At 65.3% G+C, this 14,727-nt stretch carries 11 protein-coding genes; 3 read left to right on the forward strand and 8 right to left on the reverse strand.

Annotated features, from left to right (window positions below):
- Nucleotides 1-29: 29 nt before the first annotated feature.
- Nucleotides 30-1,094: a hydroxyacid dehydrogenase gene (locus tag FKZ61_RS01830; RefSeq protein ID WP_141608360.1), complete on the reverse strand. Its 1,065-nt coding sequence runs from the start codon at nucleotides 1,092-1,094 to the stop codon at nucleotides 30-32.
- Nucleotides 1,095-1,097: 3 nt separating this feature from the next.
- Complete coding sequence (locus FKZ61_RS01835; protein WP_141608361.1) at nucleotides 1,098-1,955, reverse strand: sugar phosphate isomerase/epimerase family protein; 858 nt, start codon at nucleotides 1,953-1,955, stop codon at nucleotides 1,098-1,100.
- A gap of 687 nt (nucleotides 1,956-2,642) precedes the next feature.
- Between FKZ61_RS01835 and FKZ61_RS01840 the strand changes: the two genes are divergently transcribed.
- Nucleotides 2,643-4,652 carry a sodium-translocating pyrophosphatase gene (locus FKZ61_RS01840; RefSeq protein ID WP_407659842.1) on the forward strand — a complete coding sequence of 670 codons (2,010 nt, stop codon included), beginning with the start codon at nucleotides 2,643-2,645 and terminating at the stop codon, nucleotides 4,650-4,652.
- Nucleotides 4,653-4,978: 326 nt separating this feature from the next.
- Nucleotides 4,979-5,950, forward strand: coding sequence for a tyrosine-type recombinase/integrase (locus FKZ61_RS01845; RefSeq protein ID WP_170199083.1), 972 nt, complete (start codon nucleotides 4,979-4,981; stop codon nucleotides 5,948-5,950).
- 63 nt (nucleotides 5,951-6,013) lie between these two features.
- On the opposite strand, the gene FKZ61_RS01850 is transcribed toward FKZ61_RS01845, so the two are convergent.
- The 4 genes from FKZ61_RS01850 to FKZ61_RS01865 all read right to left on the reverse strand — a co-directional run bounded on the left by FKZ61_RS01850 (nucleotide 6,014) and on the right by FKZ61_RS01865 (nucleotide 11,541).
- Nucleotides 6,014-7,441, reverse strand: a complete 1,428-nt coding sequence (locus FKZ61_RS01850; protein WP_229964097.1) for a helix-turn-helix domain-containing protein — start codon at nucleotides 7,439-7,441, stop codon at nucleotides 6,014-6,016.
- A 369-nt stretch (nucleotides 7,442-7,810) separates the two neighbouring features.
- Entirely contained in the window at nucleotides 7,811-8,698 is an 888-nt protein-coding gene (rsmA, locus tag FKZ61_RS01855; RefSeq protein ID WP_211358364.1) for a 16S rRNA (adenine(1518)-N(6)/adenine(1519)-N(6))-dimethyltransferase RsmA, read from the reverse strand.
- 28 nt (nucleotides 8,699-8,726) lie between these two features.
- A complete protein-coding gene (lepA, locus tag FKZ61_RS01860) occupies nucleotides 8,727-10,526 on the reverse strand; it encodes a translation elongation factor 4 (RefSeq protein WP_141608365.1) in 1,800 nt (599 codons plus the stop codon).
- Nucleotides 10,527-10,602: 76 nt separating this feature from the next.
- On the reverse strand, nucleotides 10,603-11,541 hold the full coding sequence (locus tag FKZ61_RS01865) for a UDP-glucuronic acid decarboxylase family protein (RefSeq protein WP_141608366.1): 939 nt from the start codon (nucleotides 11,539-11,541) through the stop codon (nucleotides 10,603-10,605).
- Nucleotides 11,542-11,605: 64 nt separating this feature from the next.
- On the opposite strand from FKZ61_RS01865, the gene FKZ61_RS01870 reads away from it, so the two are divergent.
- Complete coding sequence (locus FKZ61_RS01870; RefSeq protein WP_170199085.1) at nucleotides 11,606-12,361, forward strand: prolipoprotein diacylglyceryl transferase; 756 nt, start codon at nucleotides 11,606-11,608, stop codon at nucleotides 12,359-12,361.
- 92 nt (nucleotides 12,362-12,453) lie between these two features.
- Here FKZ61_RS01870 and FKZ61_RS01875 read toward each other — a convergent pair whose 3' ends face one another.
- Nucleotides 12,454-13,098 carry a thiamine diphosphokinase gene (locus FKZ61_RS01875; RefSeq protein WP_141608368.1) on the reverse strand — a complete coding sequence of 215 codons (645 nt, stop codon included), beginning with the start codon at nucleotides 13,096-13,098 and terminating at the stop codon, nucleotides 12,454-12,456.
- 90 nt (nucleotides 13,099-13,188) lie between these two features.
- Nucleotides 13,189-13,947, reverse strand: coding sequence for an NAD(P)H-hydrate epimerase (locus FKZ61_RS01880; RefSeq protein ID WP_211358365.1), 759 nt, complete (start codon nucleotides 13,945-13,947; stop codon nucleotides 13,189-13,191).
- Nucleotides 13,948-14,727: the final 780 nt, after the last annotated feature.

A 14,727-nucleotide genomic window follows, 5' to 3' on the forward strand; every position in this document is an offset into this window, starting at 1 on the left:
TTTATAGGCCAGGCCGGGGAGATCCGGCTTCAGTGACGTCCCTCTCCCTGCCGGTTGGCTCGCGTGCGCGGCGTCAGGTCGAAGTAAGTCTCGTGCCCCTGGAAGAAACGCTCCAGTTCATCCACCATCAGGGTGAAGAAATGGGGGTAGGGATCGCCCGTGTAGTAGCCCACGTGGGGGCTGAGGAAGACGTTGGGCAGACGCAGGATCTCGCTCTCCGGTGGGACGGGCTCCGGGTCGAACACGTCCAGCCCGGCAATGATGTCCCCCTGCCGCAGCCGCCGAATGAGGGCATCGGAATCCACCACGGCCCCCCGGGAGACATTGACAAAGACGGTGCCCGGGCGCAACAGGCTGAGTTCCCGCTCCCCCAACATGCCCCGGGTGGCGGGCGTCAGGGGGACCAGGCAGACCACCACATGACACCGGCTCAGCACGTTGTCCAGGGAAGTCTGGGTGAAGTCCAGGGCTTCGGCCAGCTCCCGGGGCAGGTAGGGATCGTGCACCCAGATCTCCACATCAAAGGGGCGCAGCAGGCGGATCAGGCGGCGGCCCATGTGGCCACAGCCGATCAGGCCCACCCGCTTGCCCGTCAGGCGGCCGGGCATCCGATCCCGTTCGGTCGGGTCCCGCCGGGTGTCACCCGCCAACATGCGGCGGAAATGGGCACCCCCGTTGCGCATGCAGAGCAGGATCAGCCCCAGGGCCCACTCGGCCACCGGGTAGGACGAGGCGTTGGTGACATCCACCGTCCGGATGCCCCGGGCCCAGGCCGCCTCCAAATCGATCCGGCTGGCGAAGCGGTCGCCTTCCAGCTCGCCGATGAAGCGTAGAGCGGGCGCAGCGTCCAGGATGTCGGCCGTCAGTCGGGGGGCCCCATGGCAGACCACCAGAGCCTGGTACGGGCCAATCTGCGCCCGCAGGGCGGCGGCCGCCTGGGGATCGGGATTGGCTTCGTAGATGCCACCCCCTTCGCACGGGAACCAATCCCAGTCGGCGAAGGTCTCCAGCCGTTCCAACTCCCAGGGGGGCACGTAGCCATCCCGCACCCGCTGACTAAAAGCAAACAGAATGCGAGGACGTGGGCCTGTCATCGTCTACGCTCCTGTGGATGGTGTTCCACGGGCAATGCCCGCCTGTTGGAAGGCGCGGGCCAGCACCTGGTACGACCGGCTGGCCACTTCCAGGGGCTCGTAGTCCGGCCGCCGCTGGACCATGTTGCTGATCTCCACCGAAATCACCCCGCGGTAGCCGTGGGCAGCCATGCAGCGCAGATAGGCCACATAATCGAACTCGCCCTCGCCGGGGATGACATACTCATAGTCCGGAACCCGCCCCCGTTCATCCTTGACGTGGGTGTGGACCGCATGGGGGAGCATCCTGGCCACCGATTCCTCCAGGGGAATGCCCATCACGTTGAAGTGACTGATGTCGAAGTTGACCCGCACCGCCGGCGAATCCACCTGGGCCAGGAGCGCCAGCATCTGGTCCGGTGTTTCCACCGCGGTGCCCACATGGGGCTCCAGGGCCAGGATGGCGCCCAGTTCCTGGGCTGCTTCCCCCAGCAGGGCCAGCCGTTCGGCCAGTTGAGGCAGGCGCGCCGGCAGCTCACCGGGCTGGCCGCCGATGCCGGTGATGACCACGGGCGTGTCCCCATCCATCCAGAGGGCAGCCAGCTCCATGACCTCTCGGAGCCGGGTGACAAGCTGGTCAAAGCGGTCGGGCGCTGGATCCAACAGGGAAGTGTAGTAGTTCAAGGCGGAAAGCTGCAGGGGCAGATCCGCGAGCAGGCGGCCAATGCGTCGACGGGCCGGGCCGTCTAACTGGTCCAGGGCAGTGGTGAAGCGGGGCAAGACCACCACCTCCACCGCGTCGAAGCCCAGGGTGGCCAGGTGGGATAACGCCACGTCGATGGGGACCTGGGGCATGCCCCAGGTGCTGAATCCGAGTTTCATGGGTGACTCCCCTGCAAAAAGGGCATTTTTAAACGCAAAGGCGCAAAGGCGCAAAGAACTCCGGGCGCGCTCCCTCTGGTGGATACCATCGGCGAATTTCTGCCAGGATTTACTGGTGTCACACCCGGCAGCAGGACCGCGTGCAGAGGGACAGCGATCACACCTGCCGGGCGGACGGGTCGATGGGTTTGCTTGGGTATAGGTGTTGAGGGCATCAGAGCCCAGGGATTGTATGGTGCAGCGTGGCCGGGGCAACCACGCCGATGGATCCTATCTTACCACAACAGCCCGGCCAGCACCTCCTGCAAAACAGATTTGACTTCTAATTGGGATTCAAATTACAATGACGGCTGACAGCCATTGTGAAAGCAGGCGCAATTCCAACGGTGCTTGCGTCTGAACATCGACAAACGAGCAGCCAACGTGATTCGTTACAGCGTCGTAGCAGTCAGATCTTGAAACCTCTGTGCTCTGGCGTGAGCCAGCAGAGGTTTTTTGCTGTCTGCGTGGCCTGACCGCCCGCGCTGTGACTCTGCCGGGGCTGAAACCTTGGGCACTCGTTTGAAGCACCCAGGAGTCTTCAGCACCCAGGTCTGTCACCGGCCCTTTTCTTATTTTTTATCCGCATGATGAAAAGGAGGTATCACTTTGTTACAGGGGACGGCATCGGTAATCTTTGCCTTGCTCATGGGACTCGTGGGCATTGGCTTTGTCATCTGGCAAATGCGCAATGTCCTTGCCGAGGAGACAGGCAATGAGACCATGCGCAACATCTCAGCCGCCGTACAGGAAGGGGCGGCCGCATTTCTCAACCGGGAATATACCTTCCTGACCGGATTCGTCATTATTGTGGCCCTGGTCATCACCATCTTTCTGGACTGGCAGACGGCGGTGGCTTTTATCGCCGGTGCCCTGGCCTCTGGCGCTGCGGGCTACCTGGGCATGATGGTCGCGGTGCGGGCCAACGTACGCACGGCCGCGGCCGCCCAGCGCAGCCTGAACGACGGCCTGCGGGTGGCCTTCCGCAGCGGCTCCATCATGGGCATGGCCGTGGTCAGCTTCAGCATCCTGGGTCTGACCATCCTCTACCTGGCCTTTGACGGCAACATCGCCTACATCACCGGCTTCGGTTTCGGCGCCAGCAGCATTGCCCTCTTCGCCCGTGTGGGCGGCGGCATCTACACCAAGGCAGCCGACGTGGGGGCCGACCTGGTGGGCAAAGTGGAACAGGGCATCCCCGAGGATGACCCCCGCAACCCGGCGGTCATCGCCGACAACGTGGGGGACAACGTGGGCGACGTGGCCGGTATGGGGGCCGACCTCTTCGAGAGCTACAGCGGCTCCATCGTGGCAGCCGCCACCCTGGGTGCGGTGCTCTCCGCCGGCGGGCAGAGCCCCCTGGCCTTCATCGGCCTCCCCTTCCTGGTGGCGGCCGTGGGCATTGTGTCGGCCCTGGTGGGCACCTTCATGGTGAAGACGGAAGAGAACGCCACCCAGGAGGATCTCCTCAACACCCTGCGCCGGGCCGTCTACACCGCGTCCGGGCTGGTGCTGGTGCTCTCGGCCATCATGGTACCCCTGGCCGGGCTGGATTTCCGCTTCTGGGTCATCATCCTGGTGGGGCTGATTGCCGGCAACGGCATCGCCTATTTCACCGAATACTACACCTCCTACTCGGAAAAACCGACCCAGAGCATTGCCCGCACGGCTGAAACCGGCTCCGCCACCCTGATCATCCAGGGGCTGGCCGTGGGCATGCTGAGCACGGTAGCCCCGGTCCTGATCGTGGCCTTTGCCATCCTGCTGAGCTTCTGGCTGGGTGCAGCCGCCACCGAGGGCAACCTCACGGGTGGCCTCTACGCGGTGGCCCTGGCCGGCGTGGGCATGCTGAGCACCCTGGGGGTGACCCTGGCCACCGACGCCTACGGGCCCGTGGCCGACAACGCCGGCGGCATCGCCGAGATGGCTGACCTGCCAGACTACGTCCGGGAGCGGACCGATGCCCTGGACAGCCTGGGCAACACCACCGCGGCCACCGGCAAGGGCTTCGCCATCGGCTCCGCGGTCCTGACCGCCCTGGCGCTGATGGCCGCCTACACCGAGGCGGCCCGGGTCAACAACCCGGAGTTCAGCCTCAACCTGTTGGACCCGGTGATGCTGCCGGGCATCTTGATCGGCGCCGTGCTGCCCTACCTCTTCGCCGCGCTGACCATGACCGCAGTGGGCAAGGCTGCGTACGAAATCGTGCTGGAAGTGCGCCGCCAGTTCCGGGAAATCCCCGGCCTGATGGAGGGGACCGGCCGGCCGGACTACCGGACGTGCGTGGGTATCAGCACCCAGAGCGCCCTGCGGGAGATGATCCTGCCCGGCGCCATGGCCGTGATTGCGCCCCTGCTGGTGGGCTTCATCCTGGGGGCAGAGGCCCTGGCCGGCATGCTGGTGGGCGCCACCGTGTCCGGCTTCCTGCTGGCGGTCATGATGGCCAATGCCGGCGGCGCCTGGGACAACGCCAAGAAGTGGATCGAGACGGGCCAGATGGGCGGCAAGGGCTCCGACGCCCACAAAGCGGCTGTGGTGGGCGACACGGTGGGCGATCCCTTCAAGGACACCAGCGGCCCCTCCCTGAACATCCTGATCAAGCTCATGAGCATCGTGAGCCTGGTCTTCGCCTCTGCCTTTGGCAGCGGCCTCCTCTGAGGATGGGAAGAGGCAACGGCGACCATCGTCTGAACCGACACCCCGTTTCCTGAAGCGCTGACAGGGGGAGCCCACGATGGCTCCCCCTGATCGTTCCAGCCTGGGCACCCGGACGGCCACGGGGAGACGGCCCCGACCGTAGGTGCGGTTTCTAACCGCACGAGGACGCCGGACCCGGGCGGGTTAAGGGGCGGCGACGCCGGGGCACCCGTTCCCGTAGGGGCGGGCCCCCGTGCCCGCCCGGGGCAGGCGGTTTGACAAGAAAACCATGAACATATATACTTCCACCTTGTTAACTATACGAAAGATAGAGATGGGGTGGAATGATGGCAACAGCATCTGACCGTGTTCAATCGGCCCGGACGCCACAGCCCGGGGAGACCACAGCCACTGAACAGGCGCCGGAGAGCCTGGCCCCGCCCCTGCGGGCGGACAGCACCCTGGGCGCCGCCATTGCCGCCTTCGATGAGTACATGGTGCGCAAAGGCTTCAGCATCAACACCATCAAGGCGTTCCGCAACGACCTGAAGATCCTCGCCTCCTTCCTGGATCCGTCGACCCTGCTCCACCAGATCAAAACCGAACATCTGGAGGACTTCCTGGAATGGCTGCAACACGGCCGGGGCAAGCCCTGCAGCGCCAAAACCCTGGCCCGTCGCATCACTACCCTGAAGGTCTTCTTCGGCTGGATCCACGGCATCGGCGTCATCGGCACCGACCCCGCCGCGCCCGTGGTGCAGCAAAGCGCACGCCCGCCCCTCCCCACCATCCTGCGGGACGACGAGGTGAACCGGCTTCTGCGCGCTGCCCAGGACTTCCTCTGGGATCGCCGAAAGCCGGATGCCCGGCCCTACCTGCTGGTCAGCCTGCTCCTGCAGACGGGCATGAAGAAGGCCGAATGTGCCAATCTCCTGATCAGCGACATCGACGTCTCCCGCCCCCAGGCGCCGGAAGTGGCCATCCGCTACAGCGAGGAACGCCACGCCCACAAGAACCGCCGCCTGGCCCTGCACCCCAACATTGTGCCCGCGCTGCAACAGTACCTGGACCAGTACAAGCCCGAGCACTACCTCTTCGAGTGCACGCCGCGCAACCTGGAATATGTGCTGGATGAAGTGGGGAAACGGGCCGGCATCAAGCGCATCCAGGTGGGCTTCGAAACCCTGCGCTGGACCTGCGCCGTGCGGGACTTTCGGACCGGTATGCCGGAAGATCGGCTGCGGGAAAAGATGGGGCTGAGCAAGATCTCCTGGCGGGAAACCCGGGAGAAGATTTTCCGGCTCACCAACCGCCAGTAGTGGCTCCACTGCGGGAACCACAGATTCCACAGGTGAACACAGTTTTTTCAGAGGGGAACCGGGTCAGTCGTTGTTGATCACCGGCAAGAGGGCCCGGAAGGAACTCTGGAAGACCAGGTGGGCGTCCAGGTAGTCGCCACTCCAACCGCCAACCAGGTGGATGACGCCGTCGCGGCTGGCCGCAGCCAGGTAGCGCCATTCTCCGGGGACGGGCGAGGGGAAGTTGCTCCACTGGCCTGTGTACGGGTCGTAGCGCTCGTGGGTATCCACCCGCCGGGTCCAGCCGCCGCCGCCCAGGGCCAGCACCGCCAGGCCGTCGTAGACCACGCTGAGCCCGCTGCGGGGCGTGGCCAAAGAGGCCAGCTGGCGCCACTCGCCCGTGGTGATCTGGTAGACCCACGCCTGATCCAACTCGTGTTGGCCGTTGTAGCCGCCCACCACGTAGATCTCATCCCCCACCACGGTTGCACCGAAAAACGCGCTGGCCTCGGGAAGCCGGCCCACCAGCTCCCACGGGAGCGGGGCGCCAGAAGCTGACGCCGTCGACGGCCGGTAGCGCCAGATTTCGTCGTGCATGGCTGTTCCGTCCCACCCACCCAACAGGTAGAGGCTCTCCCGGTGGGCCAGGAGGGCAGCGCCGGCCAGGGGACCGGGCAGGGTGCCCACGGGGGTCCAACGGTCGTCCGCCACATGGTAGGCCAGCAGCTCATCGCTCAGGACGATCCCGGCATCGTCGCCGGCCCGGTGATAGCTGCCCCCGGCCACGTAGAGGATGCCGTCCAAAGCCGCCGCGGCCAGATTGGCCCGGGGCTCGGGCAGGGGAGCCAGGCTCTGCCACTCGTTGATGCGCAAATCATAGGCATCCAGCGACGGGAGGGTCTCGCCGCCGACTCCTTCGCCGCCCACCACGTAGAGGGAATCGCCCATCAGGGCAGAAGCCATCCGACTGCGGGCCTGGGCCAGGGGCGTGCGCATCTCCCAGCGGGGCAGGAGAGTCAGCGCAGGCGGCCCCAGGGGCGTCTGGCCGGCATCGCTGAGCAGGGAGACCGGCGCCTGGACCTGATTCAGCCAGTTAGGGGCGATGAGAAAGAAGAGACAGAAGGCGGCGACCAGGGCCAGGTAAAGCTGTTGCCAGGCCGCGGGGCGGGCCGGCAAGTGTGGAAGCGGTTCGGGTTCGGGTACTGCCTCCTCAGCCGGTTGGGGAGGCGCCGGCACCTCGATGCCCGGCACCGTCAACCAGCCCCGTTGCAGCAGCACCATGGTGGCTTCGGTGCGGCTGCTCACCTGCAGCTTCTCAAAGACGTTACGCAGGTGCACCTTCACCGTGTGGGGGCTGATGAAGAGTTCCCGGGCGATCTCCGCGTTGGTCGCCCCGGTGACCAGCAGCCGCGAGACTTCCATCTCCCGCTCGCTGAGAGGATTTTCCAGCGGGGGAGCCCCTTTCATGTTGGATTCGTCATGGCCGCTTTCGGCCCTTTTCTCCACCACCATGGTCTGTCCACTGCTATCTATCCACTGCTGTCTGCCCGCTGTCCGCCGTTCCAGCCAAACGGCACACCGTGGCCGGGGGCTACTATAGTCTGGCGTAAATACCACGGCAGAAATTCCGGATACCCTCTGGGCGCACTCCCTCTGGTGGAAACCATCGGCGAATTTCTGCCGGGATTTACGACTACAGTCTGGCGTAAATACCATGGCAGAAATTCCGGATGCCCGCTGGGCGCATTACCTCTGATGGAAACCATCGGCGAATTTCTGCCGGGATTTACGACGGCCCGCCGCCATTATTCCACAAAGGCCAGCCCACACCCAAATATCCCGAAACCGGCGCCGAGCCCGGTTGGCTGCCCCAGGCGGGATTCATCCCGGGGGAGGGGCCTGGGGATCTTCGTCCAGGGCCAGGCAGATGGCGCGCCACTCGTCCAGGGAGAGCGTTTCCGGCCGACGCCGGGGATCGATGCCGGCCCCCTCCAACAGGCGTTGGAGCTGGGGTTTGGGCCAGTGGAGGCCGGCGCTCAGGCTGTTGAGAAGCTGTTTCCGCTTCTGGCTGAAGCCGGCCCGCACCACAGCGAAGAAGCGTTCGGGCGCCACATCCTGCACCGCAGGTTCCGGGAAGACCTCCAGCCGCAGGACTGCGCTGTCCACCTTGGGCCGGGGGTAGAAGGCCCCGGCCGGCACCCGATGGACCATCTGGGGACGGGCGTAGAACTGGACGCTCACCGCCAGCAGGGACATCTGTCCAGGCTGGGCACAGATGCGCTCAGCCACTTCCTTCTGCACCATGAGGACGGCCAGGGACGGCCGCAGGCGGGCCTCCAGGAGGTGGCGGAGGACGGCGCTGGTGATGTAGTAGGGCAGGTTGGCCACCACCTTGTAGGTTGCCCAGGTCAGGGACCCCGCGGTGGGGATCGCCCCGAGGGCGTCGGCGCCCGCCACCAGGGTCGCCGGGTCCAGCGCCAGGATGTCCCCATGGACGATCTGGACGTGGGGAAAGGGGGCCAGCTCCTCCCGGAGCACCTGGATGAGGCGGTCATCCAGCTCCACGGCCACCACCCGCCCGGCCTGTTGGGCCAGGCGCCGGGTCAGCCCGCCCAGGCCCGGCCCCACTTCCAGCACCACATCCTGGGGCGAGAGCTCCGCCGCCGCGGCAATGCGGTCCAGGTGGGTTTCGTCCACCAGAAAATTTTGCCCCAGCGAACGCTTGGGGCTGAGGTCATAGCGACGGATCAGTTGGGCGACTCCGGTCATGGCCATATCCAGGGGCCAAAGAAAGTGACTACTCGTCCTCCAGGCGCAGTACGGACATGAAGGCTTCCTGGGGGATCTCCACCTGTCCCACCATCTTCATACGCTTCTTGCCCGCCTTCTGTTTCTCCAGCAGCTTGCGCTTGCGGGTGACGTCGCCGCCGTAGCATTTGGAGAGCACGTCTTTGCGCAGGGCCTGGACGTTGGCCCGGCTGATCACCTTGTTGCCGATGGCCGCCTGGATGGGCACGGTGAACATCTGCCGGGGGATGATCTCCTTCATCTTGCTGACCAGCTTTTGCCCCTTGTGATAGGCATCGTCCCGGTGCACGATGACGCTCAGGGCGTCCACCGGCTGGTGGTTGACCAGGATGTCCAGCTTCACCATGTCCGAGGGGCGGTATTCGTCCAGGGTGTAGTCCATGCTGGCGTAGCCCCGGGTGCGGGCTTTCAGCTCGTTATAGAAGTCCACGATGATCTCCGAGAGGGGGATCATGCAGACGATTTCCACCCGTTTGGTGTCCAGCCAGTTCTGATTTTTTAGCTCGCCCCGCCGCTTGGTGACCAGATCCAGCACCGGGCCGATGTATTCGGCCGGGGTGAAGATGCGCAGCTCGCACCAGGGCTCTTCGATGCGCTCGATCTGGGTCGGATCCGGGAGCTGGGCCGGGCTGTCGATGGCCAGGACCGTGCCGTCGGTCTTGACCACCTTGTACTCCACCGAGGGCGCGGTGAAGATGATGTCCAGGTCATACTCTCGCTCCAGCCGCTCCTGGACGATCTCCATGTGGAAGAGGCCCAGGAAGCCCAGGCGGAAGCCGAAGCCCAGGGCCTGGCTGGTTTCCGGTTCGTAGACCAGGGCGGCGTCGTTGAGCTGGAGCTTTTCCAGGGCATCCCGCAGATCGCCGTAGTCGTCCGGGTTGGACGGGTAGAGGCCGGCAAAGACCATGGGCTTCATGGGCTTGTAGCCGGGCAGCCGCTCCTGGGCCGGCTTGCTGGCCAGGGTGATGGTGTCTCCCACGTCCAGATCCTGGACGCTCTTCAGGCCGGTGGCGATATAGCCCACCTCGCCGGCGTGGAGGCTGTTGGTGGCCAGCATGGCTGGCGTCAGAACCCCTACCTCCAGGGGTTCCATGGTCTTGCCGGTGCTCATGGCCAACAGGGCCGGCGTGCCGTTGATCTGGCCGTCCACCACCCGCACGTAGGCAATGACGCCCTTGTAGGGGTCGTACTGGCAGTCGAAGACCAGCGCGCGCAGGGGAGCATTCAGGTCACCCTTGGGGGGCGGCACCTGTTGCACCACCTGTTCCAGCACGGCCTCCACGTTGGTGCCGGCTTTGGCGCTGATGCGGGGGATATCCTCGGCGGGCACGCCCAACAGGTCCTCGATCTCCTGGGCCACCTCGTCGGGCATGGCACCGGGCAGGTCGATCTTGTTGATGACCGGGATGATGGTCAGGTTCTGTTCCAGCGCGGCGAAGAGGTGGGCCATGGTCTGGGCCTGGATGCCCTGGGAGGCGTCCACCACCAGGATGGCCCCTTCGCAGGCCTGGAGGGCCCGGCTGACCTCGTAGCTGAAGTCCACGTGGCCGGGGGTATCGATGAGGTTGATTTCGTATTCTTCGCCCTGGTACTTGTAGATCATGCGCACGGCGCTGGCCTTGATGGTGACGCCCTTTTCCCGTTCCAGGTCCATGGAATCCAGGAGCTGCTCCTTCATTTCCCGGTCGGTCACCGTTCCGGTCATCTGCAGCAGGCGGTCGGCCAGGGTGCTCTTGCCGTGGTCGATATGGGCGATGATGGATATGTTTCGAATGTGATCCAGGTTCATGGGACGATTATAGCCTGCCTTGGGCGAAAACCAAAGCCTACCGAGAATCCCGTGGCAAATGCCAGGGCGAGGACCATCAGGGCCGATCCAGGCGCGTCCGGAACCAGTCGATGGTCTCAGCCAAACCCTGCTCCAGGGGCACCTTGGGTTCCCACCCCAGGATACGCCGGGCCTTGGTGATGTCCGGCTGGCGCTGCTTGGGGTCATCCTTGGGCAGGGGTTCGAAGCGGATGCCGGCCTGGTTGCCGGTCAACTCGTTAATGCGCTGGGCGAACTCCAGGATGCTGATCTCCGCGGGGTTGCCGATGTTGACCGGCTCCACCTCGTTGCTCATGAGCAGGCGATAGATGCCGTCGATCAGGTCGCTGACAAAGCAGAAGCTGCGGGTCTGGCTGCCGTCGCCGTAGACCGTCAGGGGTTCCCCTCGCAGGGCCTGTTTGATGAAATTGGGCACCACCCGCCCATCGTTGAGGCGCATACGAGGGCCATAGGTGTTAAAAATCCGCACGATCCGGGTATCCACCCCGTGGGTGCGGTGGTAGGCCATGGTCATGGCCTCGGCAAAGCGCTTGGCCTCGTCGTACACCCCCCGAGGGCCAATGGGATTGACGTGGCCCCAGTAGTCTTCAGTCTGGGGATGGACCAGGGGATCGCCATAGACTTCGCTGGTGCTGGCCAGCAGGAAGCGGGCCCCTTTGGCCAGGGCCAGCCCCAGGGCGTTGTGGGTGCCCAGGCTGCCCACCTTCAGGGTCTGGATGGGCAGCTCCAGGTAGTCCACCGGGCTGGCAGGGCTGGCAAAGTGCAAAATGGCGTCCAGGTCGTCTTTGATGTATATATAGTTGGTGACGTTGTGGTAGATGAACTGAAACCGGCGGTTGCCGGCCAGATGGGCGATATTGTCGGTGCTCCCGGTGAGGAGGTTATCCATGGCGATCACCTCGTGGCCCTCGGCCAATAGCCGATCCACCAGGTGACTGCCCAAGAAACCGGCACCGCCGGTGACGAGAATGCGCATTGCCGCGATTCCTTTCTGGTCGTTCAATCACTATTCGAGAATAAGAGCGTATGCCGTGTATCCCATGATTCCTTTTGGTCCCTTTTCCCTGCCCACCGGCCCTATCCTGGCGCTGGTGGCAGGCGTTTTCGGCCTGGAGGTGGCCGCCCGCTATGGCCGTCGCCTGGGTCTGGACCCGAACCAGGTCTGGAACACGGGCCTGACTGCGCTGGTTGCTGGCCTGATTGTAGCCCGACTCTGGAATGTTTTCCAGTTTTGGCCAGTCTACCGGAGCGAACCCTGGCTGATCTTGAGCCTGCGGCCGGGGGGCTTCCACCTTTGGGCCGGCCTGGCCGCGGCGCTGGTGGGCGGCTACCTCTACATGCTGCGCCACGCGCTGGATCCGGCTCCCATGGCCGCGGCTTTCAGCGTGGGGATGGTGGCCGGCGGGGTCTTCCAGGCGCTGTCCGGCTTCCTGACCGGCAGTGTGGTGGGAACCCTCAGCGACGGCCCGTGGGCGTTGCCCTATTTCGGCGAGCTGCGCCATCCCGTGGGCCTGTACCGGGCAGGGGGGTTACTCCTCCTGTGGCTGCTCCTCTACCTGCCCCGGCGCACCCAACCGTCCCCATTCCGGGTGGTCCTCATGGCCCTCTTCGGCTACAGCCTCCTGCGCCTGTTCACCGACGCCTTCGTGGAGTATGCCGCCCTGGTGGGCTCCTTCCGCCTCAGCCAGATCCTGGCCCTGGCCACGGCCCTGGTCACCAGCCTGCTCCTGGCCCGGGGTTCGCGAGCCGTCGATTACACAGCGTTGGCCGGCGAAGGAGATTCACCCGCTGTGTAATCCGTGGCCTCGCAGTAAACGCCTCTATGGGCATCGATGATGCGCATCGGTGTCCATGTGGAGTGGCTATACGAATCGACGCAGTCGGTAGCTCACGTTTCCACGCCGCTCTGGACCACCAGCAAAAGGCCACGCTCGATCTGGATGGAGGCGGGCAGGCTGGCCACCTGGTTGCTGATGCCCCGGGTGCTGCCGAGATGCAGGGTGGCATTGTGGAGCGGATAGGCCAGCCCCTGGTAGGTGATACCGGTGACGGAGGCACTCAAGGGGAGGACGCTGACCAGGCTGCCTACCGGTCCGTCCAACACCAGGGTTTCACCGTCCCGCAGCAGGGTGGCCAGTTGGTCCCCATCGGCCAGGCGCACCGGCACCGGCCAGGGTCGCTGGGCCAGGATCAGGACATTGGCCAGGGTCTGATCCAGGCGGCCGCCCAGGGCTGCCAGCAGCAAGATCTCGTCCACTCCTTCCCGCAGAGCCCGCTGGATGGCCAGCTCCAGGTCGGTTTCATCTTTGGCCACGGGGTGGCGCTCAAAACGGGTCCCCTGGCGGGCCAGTTCGGCCACCACCTCGGGATCGACGCTGTCCATGTCGCCGACCACAATGTCCGGGCGGCGCCCCAGGGCCAGGCAATGGGCGGTTCCCCCATCGGCGGCGATGAGCAGGTCGTCGGGGCGCAGCCAGCCCCTCAGCCGGCCATAATCCTCCACCCTGCCGTTGATCATGATCACCCCACGCATGGCTGTCGCTCCCGGTGCGTCATGTGGTACGTGATGCCTGTCTGTTGGCGCACCACGTCACAAAACTACGTCACAAAATCGTTGGCCTGTTTACGTCCACGGAGTCCGGCCTGCGCCCCCCTGGATCAGGGCCTGGCCGTCCACCACTGTCAGCGGGAGGACGGTGCCGGCGCTAAAGAGGGGCGGCACTTCCAGGCCGAGACGCCGGTAGAGGCCCGGCGGCACGCTGATGTCGGCCAGGTAGAGGTCCCCGCTGAGGGCCTGCCCGGTTGGCGTCAACAGGCCTTGTTTGGGCAGGGCCAGGGTGAGGGTCGCCGCTGCCCGGATGTGGGGCGTGGCCCCCTGGCCGGTGTCGGCATCCAATCCGCTGGGCACGTCCAGGCTGAGGATGGGCGCCACGCTGCTGTTGGCCAGCTGGATCAGATCCCGGACCCGGCCCCGGGGGTCCCCCTTCAGCCCGTACCCGATGAGGGCATCCACCACCAGGTCGCAGGGAGGGAGTTCCCAGCCTTCCTCAGCCCAGGCCAGGGGCACTTCCATGGCCTGGAGGATGGCCAGTTGTTGGGCCGGCACCCCCTGGTAGGCGTCGGGCGGGTGGGAGCAGAGCACCTGGACCCATGCTCCCCAGTTGGCCAGGTGACGGGCCGCGACCAGGCCACCGCCGCCATTGTTGCCCCGGCCGGCCAACACGACGATGGGCCGGTCGACGAGATCTCCGTCCAGCCATTGGAGGGCCAGCCAGGCCAGGTTCCGGCCCGCGTTCTCCATCATCTGGAGCAGGGTGATGCCATACTCCTCCACCATGATCCGATCCACCTCCCGCATCTGCTCCCGGGTCAGTGCGGGCACGCTCGTACTTTCCACCGTGTTTTTCACGTCCACCCTCTCCTCGCCTCCTGGCGACGGTTCACTATCTCACTATCTTTGCAGATCCGCCCCATCGATTTCACAGCCGCCCCACCTATCCGTGGCGTCCGATCTGCGCGGATGGCGGCTCCTGTCGTAGGTGCGGTCTCCGGCCGCACGGTGGTGCCCGGAAGGGCGCCCGTTCCCGTCGGGGCGGGCCGCCGTGCCCGCCCGCTGTCGCGGTCGAACCAGCCACCCACGGCGGGCCAGAGACCCGCCCTACGCACGTATTGCACCCAATCCGGACAGGTGCAGGGACGGCAACGGCTGCGCAGCAACTGGGTCGGCATCTGCGGATGGCGGCTCCTCTCGTAGGTGCGGTCTCCGGCCGCACGGTGGTGCCCGGAAGGGCGCCCGTTCCCGTAGGGGCGGGCCGCCGTGCCCGCCCGCTGTCGCTGTTGAACCAGCCACCCACGGCGGGCCAGAGACCCGCCCTACGCACGGGTTGCACCCAATCCGGACAGGTGCAGAGACGGCAACGGCGGAGTGCGCATCCTCAGATGCGCACTCCACAAAAGGACCACCACGCGGCGTCGCCAATCTTCCGATGCCGGGCTGAATCTGCGTTCATCCACGTGGGTCAACGCATTTGACCTTTTGCCGCAGAGCCACGGAGGGGCACAGATTCAGCAGGTACAACTTTGACGGGATTATACCCCCAGGACGATGAAGGGCCAATCGTCCCATGTTCTGCCTCCGGTTGGGGCTCGTCTGATCGGCGTA

The organism is Litorilinea aerophila, assembly GCF_006569185.2.
GTDB lineage: Bacteria > Chloroflexota > Anaerolineae > Caldilineales > Caldilineaceae > Litorilinea > Litorilinea aerophila.